At 69.6% G+C, this 17889-nt stretch carries 13 protein-coding genes; 9 read left to right on the plus strand and 4 right to left on the minus strand.

The features are described 5' to 3' along the window. Positions 1–13 precede the first annotated feature (13 nt). Positions 14–1114, minus strand: a complete 1101-nt coding sequence (locus tag HNR15_RS05365; RefSeq protein WP_179479749.1) for a nuclear transport factor 2 family protein — start codon at positions 1112–1114, stop codon at positions 14–16. A gap of 143 nt (positions 1115–1257) precedes the next feature. Between HNR15_RS05365 and HNR15_RS05370 the strand changes: the two genes are divergently transcribed. From HNR15_RS05370 to HNR15_RS05390, 5 genes are all read left to right on the plus strand, one after another. Then, entirely contained in the window at positions 1258–2094 is an 837-nt protein-coding gene (locus tag HNR15_RS05370) for a helix-turn-helix domain-containing protein (RefSeq protein ID WP_179479751.1), read from the plus strand. A gap of 82 nt (positions 2095–2176) precedes the next feature. After that, positions 2177–3085: an NlpC/P60 family protein gene (locus tag HNR15_RS05375; protein WP_179479753.1), complete on the plus strand. Its 909-nt coding sequence runs from the start codon at positions 2177–2179 to the stop codon at positions 3083–3085. 41 nt (positions 3086–3126) lie between these two features. Further along, entirely contained in the window at positions 3127–4044 is a 918-nt protein-coding gene (locus tag HNR15_RS05380; RefSeq protein WP_179479755.1) for a hypothetical protein, read from the plus strand. A gap of 184 nt (positions 4045–4228) precedes the next feature. Beyond that, the gene (locus HNR15_RS05385; protein WP_179479757.1) at positions 4229–5101 is read left to right on the plus strand and encodes an NlpC/P60 family protein; all 873 of its coding nucleotides are present in this window, start codon (positions 4229–4231) and stop codon (positions 5099–5101) included. A 70-nt stretch (positions 5102–5171) separates the two neighbouring features. Beyond that, positions 5172–6140, plus strand: coding sequence for a hypothetical protein (locus HNR15_RS05390; RefSeq protein WP_179479759.1), 969 nt, complete (start codon positions 5172–5174; stop codon positions 6138–6140). A 16-nt stretch (positions 6141–6156) separates the two neighbouring features. Here HNR15_RS05390 and HNR15_RS05395 read toward each other — a convergent pair whose 3' ends face one another. Next, entirely contained in the window at positions 6157–7056 is a 900-nt protein-coding gene (locus HNR15_RS05395; protein WP_179479761.1) for a serine hydrolase, read from the minus strand. Positions 7057–7196: 140 nt separating this feature from the next. Here HNR15_RS05395 and HNR15_RS05400 point away from each other — a divergent pair, with 140 nt between their 5' ends. The 3 genes from HNR15_RS05400 to HNR15_RS05410 all read left to right on the plus strand — a co-directional run bounded on the left by HNR15_RS05400 (position 7197) and on the right by HNR15_RS05410 (position 12697). Next, a complete protein-coding gene (locus HNR15_RS05400; protein WP_179479763.1) occupies positions 7197–8291 on the plus strand; it encodes an amidohydrolase family protein in 1095 nt (364 codons plus the stop codon). Then, complete coding sequence (locus HNR15_RS17910; RefSeq protein WP_218883561.1) at positions 8288–9268, plus strand: GNAT family N-acetyltransferase; 981 nt, start codon at positions 8288–8290, stop codon at positions 9266–9268. The genes HNR15_RS05400 and HNR15_RS17910 overlap by 4 nt, the downstream gene beginning before the upstream one ends. A 90-nt stretch (positions 9269–9358) precedes the next feature. Beyond that, positions 9359–12697 (plus strand): glucodextranase DOMON-like domain-containing protein, encoded by a 3339-nt coding sequence (locus HNR15_RS05410; RefSeq protein ID WP_179479765.1) that lies wholly within the window; start codon positions 9359–9361, stop codon positions 12695–12697. 127 nt (positions 12698–12824) lie between these two features. Here the strand turns inward: HNR15_RS05410 and aceB are convergent, their stop codons facing one another. Then, on the minus strand, positions 12825–14498 hold the full coding sequence (gene aceB / locus HNR15_RS05415; RefSeq protein ID WP_179479767.1) for a malate synthase A: 1674 nt from the start codon (positions 14496–14498) through the stop codon (positions 12825–12827). A gap of 249 nt (positions 14499–14747) precedes the next feature. Further along, a complete protein-coding gene (gene aceA, locus HNR15_RS05420; protein WP_179479769.1) occupies positions 14748–16082 on the minus strand; it encodes an isocitrate lyase in 1335 nt (444 codons plus the stop codon). Positions 16083–16279: 197 nt separating this feature from the next. Here aceA and HNR15_RS05425 point away from each other — a divergent pair, with 197 nt between their 5' ends. Next, complete coding sequence (locus HNR15_RS05425; RefSeq protein ID WP_179483602.1) at positions 16280–17818, plus strand: helix-turn-helix domain-containing protein; 1539 nt, start codon at positions 16280–16282, stop codon at positions 17816–17818. Positions 17819–17889 lie beyond the last annotated feature (71 nt).

The following is a 17889-nucleotide window of genomic DNA, read 5'->3' on the forward strand; positions in this document are numbered from 1 at the left end:
CTCCCCACGCGCGTCAGCTGTCGCTGGACGTCCCTCCGAGGATCGGGCGCGGGTCGAACGCGACCCGGATCTTCGCGATGCGGCCGTCTTCGACGTGCATCCAGTTGACCGTCGGCGTGGGCGGCGCGTCTCTGGTGAGCAGGTCGTACCAGGTGATGACGTCGGGACCGTCGACGAGCATCCGGACGATCTGTATGCCGGTCATCATCCGGCTCATGCCCTCCAGACCCTGCAGGCACTCGTCGCCGGAGTCGGCGGTGCCGAGGGGTCCGCGGAACGTGGCGTCGTCGGCCAAGACCCTTCGGAGGCGGTCGAAGTCGTGCGCCGTCCACGCGGCGTAGTAGGTGTTCGCCAGGGCCCGCGGGCCCGTCCGGGAGGCGAGCCACTCCTCGAACGTGGTCGACGTGATGCGGGCAGCGCCGCTCGGTAGCAGGACCTCCCCGGCCATCGAGGTGCCGAACGGGTTGTCACGCCAACTGGCGTGCACCTGGGTGGAATCACCGTGCGCGGCGAAGGTGCGTCGTGCCATGTCCACGAGGTCCTGCGTGTCGGGCCCGGCGAGATCCGCTGTACGGCCCTGCGGGTCGCCGAGCGCGAGCTCGACGAGCACCTCCGCGACGTCGGCGACATCGACCGGCTGCACGAGGAGTGGCGCGACGGTGGCGACGCCGTCAGCGGTGGCCCAGCTCACCGCTGTCGCGGCGAAGGTGTGGAACTGGGTGGCGCGCTGGATCGTCCACGGGATCGGGCCGGACTGCACCTGCTTCTCCTGAGCGACCTTCCCCAGGTAGTGCCCGTTGTCGGGCACGGCCTCGATGTTCACGATCGACAGCAGCACGTGGTGCCGCACTCCCGCGCGCTCCTCAGCGGCCAGCAGGTTCTTGCTGGTGCCGGTGAAGAACGCCACCGCCGCGTCAGCGTCCGTCTCGTTCGTGTTGAGCACGTCGATCACCGCGACGGCTCCGGCAAGGGCGTCGTCGAGTCCCTCACCGCTCATGACGTCGACGCCGCGGGCGCGCGACACCTCGACCGCTTCGTGTCCCTTCGCATGGAGCGCGGCGACGACCGCCTCGCCCACCTGCCCCGAGGCACCGATCACTGCAACTCTCGCCATGCATCGGATCCTTGTCAGAGCGGTGGCCCATAGCAACCCCTCGGTGCTGGCAGGGAGCCGAACGGACGTGGCGCGCGTCGGAGGGATAGGTCCACGCACGCCAGGTGTGGGCCGATCCATCACGCCCGGCCCGAAGGTTCGCCATGCTCCGAGTGCACTTCACACCCGCCGATCTCGGCCACGTCATGCTTGCGCCCGGTGTCAGCAGCACCTGGGAGATGATGCTCAGCGCGCAGCATCTGCAGTCTGATTCGCCCCCGCGCAGGTACGCCGAGTGGCGTGTGCGGGTCGCTCGCAGCGGCCTCGCGGCCCCCGTGGCCACGCTCCTCGCCGGCTGTCTGACGCCCGCGCGCTCTACCTCGCAGCTGTGCGGCACACAGACACTGGACCACTACTGGGAGTCTGCACTGGCGCCGTACTGGCCCGCTCTGCAGTTGCGCGTCGCCGCCGACCTGCAGGAGCGCGCCCACCGGCAGGCGGTCGGCGGACTGTCCGCGCTGCTTCAGGACATCTGCAGAGGTGCGGTCTGGGCGCATCCGGTGCTGCGTGTGCCCGGTCTCCCGAGCGGTGACGTACGGCTGGAGGGCGGCGGCCTGCTGGTGCAGCCCGCCTACTTCTGCCCGCCGGGGCGAGCACTGCTCGTACGGCACCGCGACCGTCACGTGCTCGTGTGTCCCGTCGCGCAGGCGGGGCGTCTGCTCACCGGCGCGCCCGATGCCGACCTCGCCCGGCTGATCGGACCGGCACGGGTGGAAGTGTTGCGGGCCACCCAGATCCCGGGCACGACGAGCGAGATCGCCGAGCGCCTCGGGACCAGTGTGCCGAGCGTCTCCCGTCACGCCGGGGCGCTGGCCGCCGCGCATCTCATTCATTCCCGTCGCAACGGTCGCAGCGTGACTCATTCGATTTCTTCGCTCGGCGTGGAACTTCTCGGCATCCGGGCCCGTCAGAGCATTGCTCCACAAAGTTCCGTCGCGTGATATCGCACAGCGAATCCGGTCGGAATGTCGGCGCGACATCGCAGGACGGAAGAGCCGCCCTCGTTCTTGAAAGGGAAGAGCAATGAGCACCGTCACCAGGAAAGTCATCCACGGCACCACCGCGCTCGCGCTGAGCAGCGGAATCGCGGCCGGAGGAGTCGTCGCATTCGGCTCCGGAGCCGCCCACGCGTCGACCCGCAACGGCGCCGTCTGCCACGTCTACGGGTCGGCCAGCAAGGTGCAGGCTGCCATCGTCAACACGGCGTGCGCCGAGCTGAAGAAGGGCACCAAGTACTCGTGGAACGGCGGCCACCACAAGAAGCCGGGCAAGTCCACGGGTTCGGTCTACGACCAGGGTGGTGAGTACTACAACGACACCCACAAGGTCGGATTCGACTGCTCGGGCCTCGTGCGGTGGGCCGTCTACAAGGGCACCGGCCGCGACATCGGCGCCGGCGCCTACACCGGCGTAGAGGGAAATGCGTTGCGGCAGCACGGATGGAAGAAGGTCTCCAAGGCGACCCAGCCCGGCGACGTCGTGGTTTACCCCGGTCACACCGTGATCTACATGGGCGCCGGCAAGGTCGTGCAGGCCGAGGGCGACGTGGCCGGTCTGACGACTCAGAAGCTGTCCACCGAGAGCGAGCGGGTCACCGGCATCTACCGGTACGCCGGCAAGGGAAGCACCCCGCCGCCGACCAAGCCGGCGCCGCCCGCCAAGCACCACCCGAAGAAGGTCTACAAGAACGTCTGGGCGCAGGCTCCGTCGTACACCAAGGCCTCCGGCGGCAGGAAGGTCGGTGTCCTGCACACCGGTCGCAACTACTTCTACTGCCAGTCGAAGGGCTCTGAGGTGCATTTCGACGGCTACCGCAACAACTGGTGGCTGAAGACCGACGACGACTCCGGCAACGCGAATGTCTGGGTCAACGCCACCCACGTGAGCGGTGGCGCGAACGACGCGCGGATTCCCGGCCTGCGCACCTGCTGACCGTTATCTGCGGACCCCTGAAACTCGAAAGGAAGACGATCATGAAGAATTCCAGAATGGTGACGCGGTCGGTGGTGGCGCTGGGCGTTTCCGGCGTGGCGGTGACCGGTATGGCCACCGGTGCGGTCGCCGTGGGCCACCACACCGCCGCGGCATCCGCCAGCGCGACGACGTGCGCGAGACACTCCGACGACGCGGCACTCGCACGCAAGGTGTCCGGTCACTTCCACGGCGCACGACTCGGCAACTCGGTGGACGCCCAGCAGATCGCCTGCGCCCGGGCCATCGTCGCGGGCACGAAGTCGATCGGTCTGCCCAAGCGGGCGGCGTACATCGCCCTGATGACCGCGATCACGGAGAGCACGCTGCACAACCACAAGGGCGGTGCCGACGACAGCGTCGGGCTGTTTCAGCAACGCCCCTCGCAGGGCTGGGGCACGGTGACCCAGTGCCGCACCCCGGAGCACGCGACCCGCACCTTCCTGAAGCACATGCTGGCCGACTACCCGCACGGTGGCTGGAAGACCACCGACGCGGCGAAGGTGGCGCAGCGCGTGCAGATCTCGGAGTACCCGTCGGCGTATGCCGATGAGAGGTCGCCTGCGAAGGTGCTCGTCAACGCACTCTGGGACACCAAGACACCGCCGACGAAGCCCGCTCCGCCGACCAAGCCGGCGCCCCCCGCCAAGCACCACCCCAAGAAGGTCTACAAGAACGTGTGGGCGCAGGCGTCTTCCTACACCAAGCCCTCAGGTGGGAGGAAGGTCGGCGTGCTGCACACCGGTCGCAACTACTTCTTCTGCCAGTCCAAGGGCTCTGAGGTGCACTTCGACGGCTACCGCAACAACTGGTGGCTGAAGACCGACGACGACTCCGGCAACGCGAACGTGTGGGTCAACGCCACGCACGTCAGCGGTGGCGCGAACGACGCGAGGATCCCCGGGGTCCCCGCCTGCTGACCCGGTCTCGCAGATGAGAAGGGCAGGACGCATCGAGCGTCCTGCCCTTCTCATCTGCGTCATCTGGGCGCGGCGAGATGCCGAAGGTTTGCGCATCTATGCAAATGCTGGTCGGCAGCGTCCCGAATTGGTCTGGTGGAGCTAGGGAAACGATCGTTTCCCGACGGACGAGGAGGAGGACATCATGCGTACCACCAAGAAGGCTCTGGCCCACTGCACGGGCGTGGCAGTGCTCGGCGGGGGCGCCCTCATCGGGGGCGTGGGTGTGTTCGGCAGCACGGCCGCGCACGCTGACGCCGGGTGTCAGGCGTACGGCGCGACCAGCGCGGTCGCGGCCAAGGAGGTCCAGGCGGCCTGCGCGGAGGTCGACAAGGGCACGCCGTACTCGTGGTCCGGCGGCCACAAGGCGGCTCCCGGCCCCTCGACGGGGCAGATCTACGACGTGCCGCCGGAGTACTACGACGACCGCAACAAGGTCGGACTGGACTGCTCGGGACTGGTGCGCTGGGCCTACTACGAGGCGTCGGGCACCGACTTCGGCCCCGTCTCGACCTACGACTTCGACTCCGCGCTCACGAGCCACGGTTTCAGCCGGGTGGACGCGCCGACCCAGCCCGGCGACGTCATCGTCTGGGACGGGCACACCGCCATCTACCTGGGCAACGGCCTGATGGCGCAGGCCGAGGGCGACGACGCCGGACTCAACGTGCGGACCGTCGCGAGCCACGGCGGCACCCCGACCGGCGTCTACCGCCCGGGCGGCGGCACGACCACGCCTCCGCCGCCCTCTGGAGGGTCGAAGGTGTTCAAGGACGTGTGGGCCACCGCTCCGTCGGTGAACAACCCCACCAACGGCGCCGTGGTGGGCACCTTGAACAAGGGGTCGAACTACTTCTACTGCCAGACGCAGGGGTCGGAGACGTCGTACGCGGGCTACCACAACGACTGGTGGCTGAAGACCGACGACGACTCCGGCAACGCGAACGTGTGGGTCAACGCGACCTACGTCAGCGGGGGAGTGGACGACGGGCAGATCCCCGGCGTACCGACCTGCTGAAACCGCAGCAGTTACAACGCCATCAGCACGGACGACACGAGAGACACCCGAGACGCAAGGAGAACAGATCATGAAGATCCAGACGTTGAAGAACCGCCGGTACGCGCGCCCGCTCGTGGCGCTGGCCGTCGCGGGCACCGCACTCACCGGCTTCGCGACCACGGCCTCGGCACACCCGGGCCACCACCTCCCAGGGCCGGCAGGAGTTCCCGGCACGGCCGGCCCTGCCCGCGCGGGAGCGCACGGACATGCGCGGGCGTTCGACCTCGGGACGGTCGCCTGTCCCTCGTCGCCGGGCGATGCTGCCACGGCGGCGAGCCTCTCCGGACATTTCTCCGGAGTGCGGATGGGGACCTCGATCGATGCCGGGCAGGTCGCCTGTGCCCGTGCCGTCATCGCGGCCACGAAGGGCGCTGGACTCGACCAGCGGGCCGCCCTCGTCGCGACCATGACCGCGATGGCCGAGAGCACCCTGCACAACTACACCGGTGGTGACCGCGACAGCATCGGGCTCTTCCAGCAGCGCCCCTCGCAGGGGTGGGGATCGGTCGACCAGGTCCAGGACCCGACGTACGCCACACAGAAGTTCCTGTCGGTGATGCAGGCCAAGTTCCCCGGCGGGGGCTGGGAGAGCGGTGATCCCGGCGCGATCGCGCAGTCGGTGCAGGTCTCCGGCGACCCCGGGGCGTACGACGACGAGCAGTCGCCGGCGACGACCGTCGTCAACGCGCTCTGGGCCGGTGGCGGCACCACGCCGCCTCCGCCGCCCTCTGGAGGGTCGAAGGTGTTCAAGGACGTGTGGGCCACCGCGCCGTCGGTGAACAACCCGACCAACGGCGCCGTGGTGGGCACCTTGAACAAGGGGTCGAACTACTTCTACTGCCAGACGCAGGGATCGGAGTCTTCCTACGCGGGCTACCACAACGACTGGTGGCTGAAGACCGACGACGACTCCGGCAACGCGAACGTGTGGGTGAACGCGACCTACGTCAGCGGGGGAGTGGACGACGGGCAGATTCCCGGCGTCCCCACCTGCTGAGCCGCCGACCCGGCAGTCAGTGGCCGAGGTGGGTGTAGAGCACCGCGGCAGCCTTGGTGATCAGTGCTCGACCCGCAGCGTCGGTGGCGTTGCGGGTCGAGAGGATCGCGGCGGCGTAGTCGCGGCCGGCACCCTGCACGTGGCCGATCGAGTTGTCGTGCCACGACCCGGGGTTGTAGGGCAGCCAACCGTTCTTGACCTGGACGGCGACCCCCTTCACCCCGGCGGGCAGGGTGCCGATCCCGAACTTCTGGCCGGGGTCGACCCGTCCCATCAGATCGAAGATGTAGGCACGGTCGGTGTTGTCGAGGAACGAGTGCCCGTAGGCGAGGGCCCGGACCAGCATCACCTGATCGGGCGCCGTGGTGGTCGTCAGACCCCACCGCACGTTCGGGCGAGTGCTCATCATTCCCAGGGCATTCGCGACGCGCTGAGCGGCAGGAGCCCCGCCCCCGCGGCGGTAGAGCTCCGTCGCCGCATCGTTGTCGCTCTCGGTGATCATGTCCTCGGCGAGATCGCGGTCGCTCGCGGTCAGCGACCCCCCGGCCGCGCGACGGGTGTGCGAGACGCTGGTCAGGATCAGCACCTTCATGATGCTCGCGCAGACGTTCGTCATGGCCGGGTGGTAGGAGAAGGTGGCGCTCGAACGTCGGTCGTACGCGGTCACGCTGACGTCGCCGGCGCGTGCGCCCAGGGCCGCATCGAGGGCACGCGTGAGGATGCCCGGGTCGGTCCGGGTGGCGGTGGCGCGCGATGCCGACGTACTCTTCCGGTGCGTTGCGCCACTCGAACTTCCTGTCGACACAGCGGTATTCGGCCGGCCGTCGTGCCGGAGAGGATGCCAGGCGATCAGTCCCACCAGCGCCGCCGCTCCGCTCCCCACGACGAGTCGGCGCCGGACGTAGACGTCTCCCATGGTTGGGAAGCATAGGGGGACAACAGGTCTCGCGTGGCGGGGCGCGCAGAACGAGGCCGTGTCGTCCGTCACGCTGGGTCACTTCCAGGTCGGCCCGGCACCTCGATCGTTCGACCGGTCGGCGAACTATGGTCGGAACCATGACGCAGACCGCCCCGATCCTGCACGTCCGAGGCACCGTCCTCACAGGTCCGCACGAGGTCCGTGAGGAGATGTGGGTGGTCGGTGGCGCGGTGACTTTCACCCGCCCCGCCGACACCGACGACGTACAGAGCGTCGAGGGATTCGTGCTGCCGGGGCTCGTCGACGCGCACTGTCACGTCGGGCTCGAGGCGCAGGGCGGAGTGGGGCCCGAGAGGGCGGAAGAGCACGCGGTGGCCGAACGTGCGGCGGGTGCACTGCTGCTGCGGGACGCGGGCTCGCCCGTCGACACGCACTGGATGGACGAGCGCGAGGACCTGCCCCGGATCATCCGCGCGGGACGCCACATCGCCCGTACCAAGCGCTACATCCGCAACTTCGCGCACGAGATCGAGCCGGAGGACCTGGTCGCGTATGTGCGCCAGGAAGCCCGCCGAGGCGACGGGTGGGTCAAGCTCGTGGGTGACTGGATCGACCGGGACCGCGGCGACCTCGCGCCGTGCTGGCCGCGTGAGGCTCTCGCCGCCGCGATCGCGGCCGCTCACGAGGAGGATGCGCGGGTGACCGCTCACTGCTTCGGTGAGGAGTCGTTGCTCGACTTCGCGGCCGCCGGCACCGACTGCATCGAGCACGCGTCCGGGCTGCAGCCGGACAGCATCGACCTCTTCGCCCGGCAGGGCATCGCGATCGTGCCGACGCTCATCAACATCGAGAACTTCCCGAAGTTCGCCGAGGCGGGTGAAGCCAAGTTCCCGGCGTACGGCACGCACATGCGCGACCTCTACGCTCGCCGGCACGCCACGATCGCCGCGGCGCACGAGGCGGGCATCGCGGTCTACGTCGGCACCGACGCCGGCGGGCAGCTGCCGCACGGGCTCGTGGCGCGCGAGGTGGCCGAGCTGGTCACGGTGGGGATGACCGAGCTGGAGGCACTGGACGCGGCGACGTGGGGTGCCCGCGCCTGGCTCGGTCGCCCGGGTCTCGACGAGGGTGAGAGCGCGGACTTCGTTGTCTACCAGGAGGATCCACGAATCGATGTGCGAGTGCTGAGCGCGCCCCAGCACGTCGTCCTGCGCGGAAGGGCGATGCTGTGAGCCGCGAACGTCCCCCGGGCCCGCTGCTCGCACGGGGGGAACGGGTGTGGGTCCGCACCGTCGTGCACGACGACCTCGCCCCCTACCAGCAGGCCGTGCGCAGTTCGTGGGACCGCATCGGGGCCTGGAACCCGGTCTCCGCAGGTGATCTGGAGTGGCACCTGGGTCGTCAGAGCACCGAGCACCGCACCTTCCTCATCCACGCCACCGAACCGACGGGTGAGCACGACATCGTCGGAAAGGTCAACGTCAGCAACGTCGTTCGTGGCAGGTTCCAGAACGGCACCATGGGGTACGACGCCTACGACCCCTACGCCGGGCGAGGCATGTTCGCCGAAGGGTTGCGCCTGGTGGTGGGTCTGGCGTTCGCCGGAGCGGGACAGGGGATGGATCTGCACCGCGTCGAGGCCAACGTGCGCCCCGGCAACACCCGGTCGGCGGGGGTGCTGCGGTCGCTCGGTTTCCGCCGGGAGGGCCATATCCGCTCGATGCTCCTGCTGGAGTCCGGTGGTGAACCCGCGCAGTGGCGTGATCACGACGCGTACGCCGTGCACCGCGGGGAGTGGCCCGCGACGCCGTACGCCGCTCACCGACCTGCCCGAATGGCGTTGCTCGTCAGTGACTTCGGCGCACCCGACCGCTCCGGGTCGTCCGGGCTGGCTCCCGCCCTGGCCGCAGAACTGGGCCTGCCGCTCTTCCCGCGTGCCGTGGTGCCCGACGATGCTCTCTGGGAGCTGCTCGCCGCATCGCCGGTGGGGGGAGTCGTCGAGGGCGTCTGGCCACGGGAGGCGGAGGCGTTCGTGCGCGAAGGTCTGCAGCGCGCGGGGTTCGATCCCGCGGTCGTGCCCCGACTGCGGGGCGACGGACGGTTCGCGGACGACCCGCCCGACGGTCCGGCGCCCATCGGGGTGTCCGCAGCGCTGCGTCCCTCCGACGTGAGCCGGGTGGCCCTGCGCGTGCGCGCGGCGTTCGCCTGAGGCGTGTCGCGGCGGTCTGTCGCCGGCAGGGTCTACCTTGGGCGTCGTACGTGATCCACGTCACACACGTCCCATCACATGGAGTCAGCCATGTCCGCACTGCCTTCCGCACGCACTCGTCTCTCCCGCCGCGTCGCCGTCGCCCTCACCTCCAGCGCCCTCGCGCTCGGCACCGGCTACGTGAGCGCCCCGGCGCGCGCCGCCACACCGGGTGCGGCGACCGACGGTCCGGGCGCCGCGAGCTACCAGGCGCAGTCGCGCAAGGACTGTGTCGGCACGGCACGCAACCGGACCTCGAAGGTCTGGTACACCGTCGCGAACGGCGTGCTGTCCGACGTCTTCGCGCCCACGGTCGACGCCACCAACGTCAAGACGATGCAGTACATCGTGAGCGACGGCAGCTCCTTCACCGACCTGCAGACGCGCGACATGACCTACACGGTGCGCGCCGACGCGAGCGGGATGGCGTGCACCGTCACGTCGACCGCGAAGAGCGGCCGGTATCGGCTGGTGACGACGTACATCACCGACCCTGAACGTGATTCGGTCGTGACGCACACCCAGTACCAACCGCTCACCACTGCGGCCGCGGCCTACAAGATCTACGTCCGTCTCGACGCGAACGCCGGCGGCAACGGCGGCGGCGGCACCTCGAACGCCGGCGCCGACACCGCGGTGGTCGACACCTCCGGCGGACACCCGGTGCCGGTCAGCTACGACACGAGCACCAAGAGCCAGGCGACGGGCCGCTCGTACGCCGTGCCGTCCTTCCTCGCCCTCACCGGCGACCGGCCGTTCACGCAGGTGAGCAGTGGGTTCGTCGGCGCGGGCAGCGACGGGCTGACCCAGCTCGACGCCACCCACACGCTCAGCCCGACGTACGCCACCGCGGCCGACGGCAACGTCGAGCAGACCGCCCAGGTCGCGCCGGACGCGCAGCGGTCCTTCACCCTGGCGCTCGGGTTCGGCACCACGCAGGCGTCCGCGGTCTCCACGGCGTCGGCATCGGCGCGCGGGTCCTTCGCGGCGACCGCCGCGAGCTACACCGCCGGGTGGACCGCATACGACCGCGGTCTGCGCAGGGTCGACCGGCTGCGTGGCGGGTGGCACAGCGACCCGACCGCCGTCCGGGACTACTACCAGTCGGCCAATGTGGTGAAGGCCTCGGAGGACAAGACCTACCCCGGCGCGATCGTCGCCGGCATCGACAAGCCGTGGGGCCAGTCGACGCCCGCCAACGACCCGGACAACCTCTTCACCACCAGCTACTGGGAGGTCTTCCCGCGCGACCTCTACGAGGCGTTCACGGCGCTGTTGGTCGACGGTGACCGCGCGACCGCCCAGGACACCGCGCGTTTCCTGCTCACCAAGAGCCAGCTGGCCGACGGGTCGCAGCCGCGCAACTCACTGCTCAACGGTGTCAAGGCCCCCGACTCGTTCAACACCCAGCCGGACGAGACCGCGTACCCGCTGCTGATGGCCTGGCAGTCCGGCCTCGCGGGTGACAAGACGCTCTACCCGCACGTGCGCGCCGAAGCGAACTATCTGGTGGCCAACGGACCGAGCTACGGCGTCGAGCGCTGGGAGGAGCAGACCGGCTACTCACCCTCGACGATCGCCGCCGAGATCGCAGGTCTGGTCGCCGCCGCGTCCATCGCTCGCACCCAGGGCGACGCGGCCGACGCGCGGATCTGGCTCGCGACCGCCGACTCCTGGCAGCGCAGCATCAAGAAGTGGGGCGTGACGACGACCGGGGCACTCTCGTCGTCCCCCTACTTCATCCGACTGTCCAAGACCGGCGACCCCAACGCCGCGATCAGCTACAACGTGGGCAATGGCGGCCCGACGCTGGACCAGCGCAGTGTGATGGACCTGGGGTTCCTGGAGTATGTGCGGCTCGGCATGCTGCCCGCGAACGACCCCACCATCGCCAACAGCCTCACCGTCGCGGACAAGGCGCTGCGCAAGGACACCGCATCGGGTCCGGGCTGGCTGCGGTACAACGGCGACGGGTACGGCGACTGCGCCGTCCCGTCGTCCAGCAGCTGCACGGTCGCGGGGGCGCCCTGGACCAACGGCAACATCGGCACGGGGCACCCGTGGCCGGTCCTCGGCGTCGAACGCGCTCAGCAGGATCTCGCCACCGGTGACCGTTCCGGTGCTCTCAAACTGCTATCGACCGTCAACGCGATGAACTCCGGACCGGGGCTGGTGCCCGAACAGGTCTGGGACTACCCGTCACTCGCGGCCTCGCCGTACGGCAGCAACCCAGCGACCGCGTCCATCGGCTTCGTCAACGGCAAGCCCGACGGGTCGGCCTCGCCGCTGACCTGGGGCGCCGGCGCCCAAGTGCGGCTGACCGCCGATCTGGCCGCGGGCAGGAGCCTGGAGCAGCCGAGCATCACGGTCGACCGCTACGTCACCCACCACCAGCAGACGACGCCGTTGACGGTCACCGCCCCGGCGGACGGCTCGTCGGTGGGCAAGACCGTCACCGTGAGCGGCCGGGCGGCGCCCGGGGCGACCGTCGACATCTCGGTGTCGGCGACGGACGCCTCCAACGCGACGACCGTGCGCACGCTGCGGGTGAGCGCGTGGGGCGGGTTCACGACGACCGTCCCCGTGAGCGGCGGCACCGACGTGATCGCGGTGAGCAGCACCGCGCGGGGTGGCGGCACCGCCCAGGTCGTGCGCCGGGTGGTCAGCGACGTGGTCGACGGGAAACTTCTGTACTCCGTGACCGACCCCACCGGCGACGACAACGGGCCGGGCCACTACGCCTACCCGACCGATCCGGCGTTCCATGCCGGTGCGTTCGACCTCACCCGGTTCGAGGTCTACGACACCGGGTCGACCATCACCTTCCGGGTGCAGACGCGCGACCTGACCGCCACCTTCGGTCAGCCCAACGGCGCCCAGCTCGTCGACGTCTACGTTCACAACCCCACCGCCTCCGGGACATCGACGAGTTCGTCGTACCCCGGCATGAACTACCGGATCGCCGATTCCGCCAGGTGGAGCCGCCTAATCGAGGTGCAAGGGTTCGCCGGCAGCAAGTTCGTCGATCCCGACGGCACGTCCGCGGGTCCCCTGACCACCTCCGCGAACTCCGTCTCGCGGTACATCACCTTCTCGGTCCAGAAGGACTCGCTGGCTGGGACGCCCTCCGCCGGTTGGGGATTCACGGTCGCGCTGACCGGTCAGGACGGCACACACGGCACCGACCAGACACGCGCGTTCGCTGCGACACCGCAGCCGTACGCGTTCGGGGTGTGCGCGACCGCGTCCACCTCACCGGCGTGCAGCGCCGACCCGGCGTCGGTGCCGAAGGTGCTCGACACCATCACCCCCGCCGGCACCACGCAGGCGGACGAGCTGGACTACACGGTCCACAACCCGGTCACCCTCACCGACGTCGTCATCCCGTAGGGCGCGCTCCGGTCTAGCCGCGCCGCCGGCCGCCTCCGTCCAGTGGCATGGAAATGTTTCGAGTGGCGCACCGACAGGTGCGCCACTCGAAACATAGGTCTGCCACTCGGCGGTGGGAGGGACCAGGTCAGGCGGGGGCGTGCACCCGCTCGGACTGGTGCAGATCCGCCTCGTCGACACCGGGCTGCATCCGCAGCGACGTCTCGGTGAGGAAGCGCACGTAGCCGTAGTTGGTGAAGAAGCCCGGCAGGTGCGGCTGCAGCGCCACCCGCTCGAGGATCTCGCGGGCGCCGTCGTAACGGGCCACGATCTCCTCGTCCTGGCCGCGGGTGAGGATGGCGAGTTCCTCCTCGACCACGCGGTCGAGCAGCTCACGGGTCACCTGCGGTCCCTCGGCCAGCTGGGAGTTGTGGAAGAGCCACTGCCACAACTGGACCCGCGCCATCTCGACGGTGGCCGCGTCCTCCATCAGGTTGTCGATCGCGACAGCACCCCGTCCGCCGATCCACGACGCGAGGTACTGCAGCGCGACCGAGACGTTGGTGCGCACGCCCTGCAGGCTGATCGTCTGCTGGATCCCGACGAGCGAGACCAGGTCACGCGCGGTGGTGCGGCTCGGCCGCTGGATGTCGCGCTGGTCGTGCTTGGTGCCGAGCACGGCGGCGTACGCCGAGCGGCACACCTCCACCAGCGCGGGGTGGGCCACCCAGGAGCCGTCGAAGCCCTCGGCGGCCTCGCGCTCCTTCTCCGAACGCACCTGGGCGAGAGCGCGCACCCGCGCGTCCTCGTCCTGGCGGGTCGGGTTGACCGCGGCCGGGCCGGCGATGGCGAACGCCCCACGTCGGTGACACGTGGACACCAACAGCTCGACGTACGCGCGCAGGAACGGCGTGGCCATCGTGATGTGGTCGCGGTCGGGCAGCACGAACTCGACGCCGCGGTGGGCGAAGGTGCGCACGTAGCTGAAGAGGTAGTCCCAGCGGCCGTCGGCCAGACCCGCGCAGTGCTCGCGCAGTTCGTAGAGGATCTCGTCCATCTCGAACGCCGCGGTGAGGGTCTCGATCAGGACGGTCGCCCGCACCGTGCCCTGCGGGATGCCGAGCGCGTCCTGGGCGAAGCGGAAGACGTCGTTCCAGAGCCGCGCCTCTTCGTGCGACTCGATCTTCGGCAGGTAGAAGTACGGGCCGGCACCGCGTTCGATGAGCGCCTGGGCGTTGTGGAAGAAGTACAGGCCGAAGTCCACCAGGGTCGCGGAGACCGGGCGGCCGTCGATGCTGATGTGCTTCTCGCACAGGTGCCAGCCGCGCGGGCGGAGCACGATCGTCGGGGTGTGCTCGGGCTGGCGGCGCACCTGCCCGTCCTCCCGGCGCAGGTTGAGCTCGCCGCGTGCCGCGTCGTACAAGGTGACCTGGCCCTGGATGAGGTTGGACCAGCTCGGGGCCATCGCGTCCTCGAGGTCGGCGACCCAGACGGCGGCACCGGACTCCAGCGCGTGCATGGCCGTGTTGCGGTAGACCGGCGCGATCAGCTCGCAGCGTCGGTCCTCGAGCCCGGGGCCGGGGGTCGCGACCTGCCAGCTGCTGTCGGCGCGCACCGGCGCCGTGTCGGCCTGGAACTCCAGGTCCTCGCCGGCGTTGATGGCGCGGGCGCGCTCCCGGCGGCGGGCGAGCAGCTCGGCGCGACGCCCGGCGAACTCCCCGTCGAGTGCGGAGACGAACGCCAACGCGTCCTGGGTGAGGATCTCGTCGTAGCGATCGCCGAACGCGCCGCGGATCTTCGGTGAGCCGTAGGTGTCGCGCATGATCTGACCTTCCCTGCTGCGGGTGCTGATGTGGTGGGCGGGAGATGGAGGGGGAGACTCAGGGCCCCCACGGCCGGAGCCAGGTGGCCGTGGGGGCCCTGAGCGGTACTAGGTGGAGACGGAGAACGTCGCCGGATGACGTGTCGGGGTCCCCGCGAAGTATCGGAGCGAAGCGGAGAACTTCGTGGGGTGACTTGTCGGGGTCCCCGCGAAGTATCGGAGCGAAGCGGAGAACTTCGTGGGGTGAACTCAGTGGAACTGGGCGTTCTCCGTGCTGTCCTTCAGGGCGGTGGTGGAGCTGTCGGGGTTCAGCGCGGTGGAGACCGCGTCGAAGTAGCCGGTGCCGACCTCGCGCTGGTGCTTGGTCGCGGTGTAGCCGCGGGCCTCGGAGGCGAACTCCTTCTCCTGCAGCTCGACGTACGCCTTCATCTGCTCGCGGGCGTAGCCGTGGGCGAGGTCGAACATCGAGTAGTTCAGGGCGTGGAAGCCGGCGAGGGTGATGAACTGGAACTTGAAGCCCATCGCGCCGAGTTCACGCTGGAACTTGGCGATCGTCTCGTCGTCCAGGTGCTTCTTCCAGTTGAACGACGGGCTGCAGTTGTAGGCCAGCATCTGGTCGGGGAACTTGGACTTGATGCCCTCGGCGAACTTCTTGGCGTGCTCCAGATCCGGGGTGCCGGTCTCCATCCAGAGCAGGTCGGCGTACTCAGCGTAGGCGAGGCCGCGCGCGATGCACGGCTCGATGCCGTTGGTGACCTTGTAGAAGCCCTCCGCGGTGCGCTCACCGGTGATGAACGGCTGGTCGCGCTCGTCCACGTCGGTGGTGAGCAGCGTCGCGGCCTCCGCGTCGGTGCGGGCGATGACGATCGACGGCACGTTGCTCACGTCGGCGGCCAGGCGCGCGGCGTTCAGGGTGCGCACGTGCTGCTGGGTCGGGATGAGCACCTTGCCACCGAGGTGGCCGCACTTCTTCTCCGAGGCCAGCTGGTCCTCCCAGTGCACACCGGCGGCGCCGGAGGCGATCATCGACTTCATCAGCTCGAACGCGTTCAGCGGGCCACCGAAACCGGCCTCGGCGTCGGCGACGATCGGCACGATCCACTCGTCGACGGTCTTGATGCCCTCGGCGTACTCGATCTGGTCCGAGCGCATCAGCGCGTTGTTGATGCGACGCACCACCTGCGGCACCGAGTTGGCGGGGTAGAGCGACTGGTCGGGGTAGGTCTGGCCGGCCGCGTTGGCGTCACCGGCGACCTGCCAACCGGACAGGTAGATGGCCTTCAGTCCGGCCTTGACCTGCTGGACGGCCTGGTTGCCCGTGAGCGCGCCGAGCGCGTTCACGTAGTCCTCGGTGTGCAGCTTCTCCCACAGCTGCTCCGAGCCACGGCGGGCCAGGGTGAACTCCTCCTGCACCGAGCCTTGGAGCGTGACGACGTCGGCGGCCGTGTAGTCGCGAGCGACGCCGGTCCAGCGGGGGTTGGCATCCCACTCCTGCTGCAGGGCGGCTGCAGCCTCGGCCTTGCGGTCGGCGGCAGCGGTGCTGGGGGCCTGGTTGATCTCATTGTCGGGAATCGTGGAGGTCATGGCTCCGGGCAGTCCTTTCGGGGTGCTCAGTGGGCCGCTTCGGATACGGCGTTGTGTCGATCCTGCGGGACGTAACCGGCAAGTACGAAGAAATTTGCAGTCAAAAAATGCGCAAATTGCGCTAAGGTGCGCTGATGCCAGGTCTTGACCGCCGCAACGCCCCTCGCACGGGCGTCAAGAAGCGCAACTCTGTCCAGATGACCACCACCGGTCCCATCCCTCCCGAGGTCGACGGCGTCCCCGATGCGCCGACGGGTCGCCTGACCTCACCGCACCCCGCCCCGAGCACCAGCGTCGGCGGCGGTGACGTCCCCGATCCGCTCACGGTGGGCCGGCGTGTGCGCCACGTGCGCCAGGAGAGCGGTCGCACCCTCGGCGACGTCGCCGCGGAGATCGGGATGTCGGCGTCGGCGTTGTCGCTCATCGAGAACGGCAAGCGCGAACCGCGACTGTCCGTGCTCAACGCGCTCGCCCAGGCACTCGGCACCCAGCTGTCGGAGTTGCTGACGACGGCCCCGCCCTCGCGGCGCGCGGCTCTGGAGATCCGCCTCGAACGCGCCCAGCGCGGGGAGGGGTACGACGCGCTCGGTCTGCCCCGGGTCAAGATCGGTCCTCGTCTGCCGACCGAGGCGCTGGAGGCACTGGTCGGCCTGCACGAGGCGATGGCGGCCTCGTCGGCCGAACGCGCGGCGACGCCGGAGCACGCGCGACGCGCCAACCTGGGGTTGCGCGAGCGGATGCGGGCCGCGGACAACTACTTCGGCGAGATCGAGGACGAGGCGGCCCAGCTGCTGGGTGCCATCAACTACACCGGCGGTCCGGTGGGTCGGGTCTCGGTGGACCGGATGGCCGCGCACCTCGGCTTCTCCCTGGTGCACACCGGAGACCTGCCCGGCTCCACGCGCACCGTCACCGACCTGCAGCACAAGCGCATCTACCTGCCGCAACCCGAGGCGGGACAACACGATTCGCGCTCGCTCGCGCTCCAGGCATTGGGACATCTGGTGCTCGGGCACGACGTGCCGGTCGACTACGCCGAGTTCCTCACCCAGCGGGTGGAGATCAACTACTTCGCGGCGTCCGTGCTGATGCCGCAGGAGGGCGCGGTCCAGCTGCTGCGGCAGGCCATGGACGCCAAGGACATCGCGATCGAGGACCTGCGCGACGCGTTCGCCGTCTCGTACGAGACTGCCGCCCACCGCTTCACCAACCTCGCCACCCGTCACCTCGGCATCCCGGTGCACTTCATGCGCATCGGGCAGGACGGCGTCATCTACAAGGCGTACGAGAACGACGGGGTGATCTTCCCCAGCGACGCGACGGGCGCGATCGAGGGCCAGCGGGTCTGTCGCGCGTGGACGGCACGCCGGGTCTTCGAGCAGCCGGATCTGTCGCAGGCGTTCTGCGCGTACACCGACACCCGGTCCGGCACCTACTGGTGCACCGCAGCGATCGACCGGACGCCGGCGGGGGTGTTCTCGGTCAACGTCGGGGTGCGCTACCAGGACGTGAAGTGGATGCGCGGCCGCGAGACCACCCACCGGGCGACGTCCCGCTGCCCGGACCCGACCTGCTGCAACCTGCCGCCCGCCGACCTGGCCGACCGGTGGAGCGGCAATGCATGGCCGAGCGCCCGGGCGCACTCCCACCTGCTGGCGGCCATGCCGCCGGGTGTGTTCCCCGGAGTGGATGACACCGAGGTCTACCGCTTCCTCGACCGACACGCTCCGGCGTGACCGGGAAGATCGCGCGGCCGATGCAATAGCGTGCCGGGATGGGACGAGGCCGGGGGACCTGGGGCAGCGCG

This window comes from Allobranchiibius huperziae, from assembly GCF_013410455.1.
GTDB lineage: Bacteria > Actinomycetota > Actinomycetes > Actinomycetales > Dermatophilaceae > Allobranchiibius > Allobranchiibius huperziae.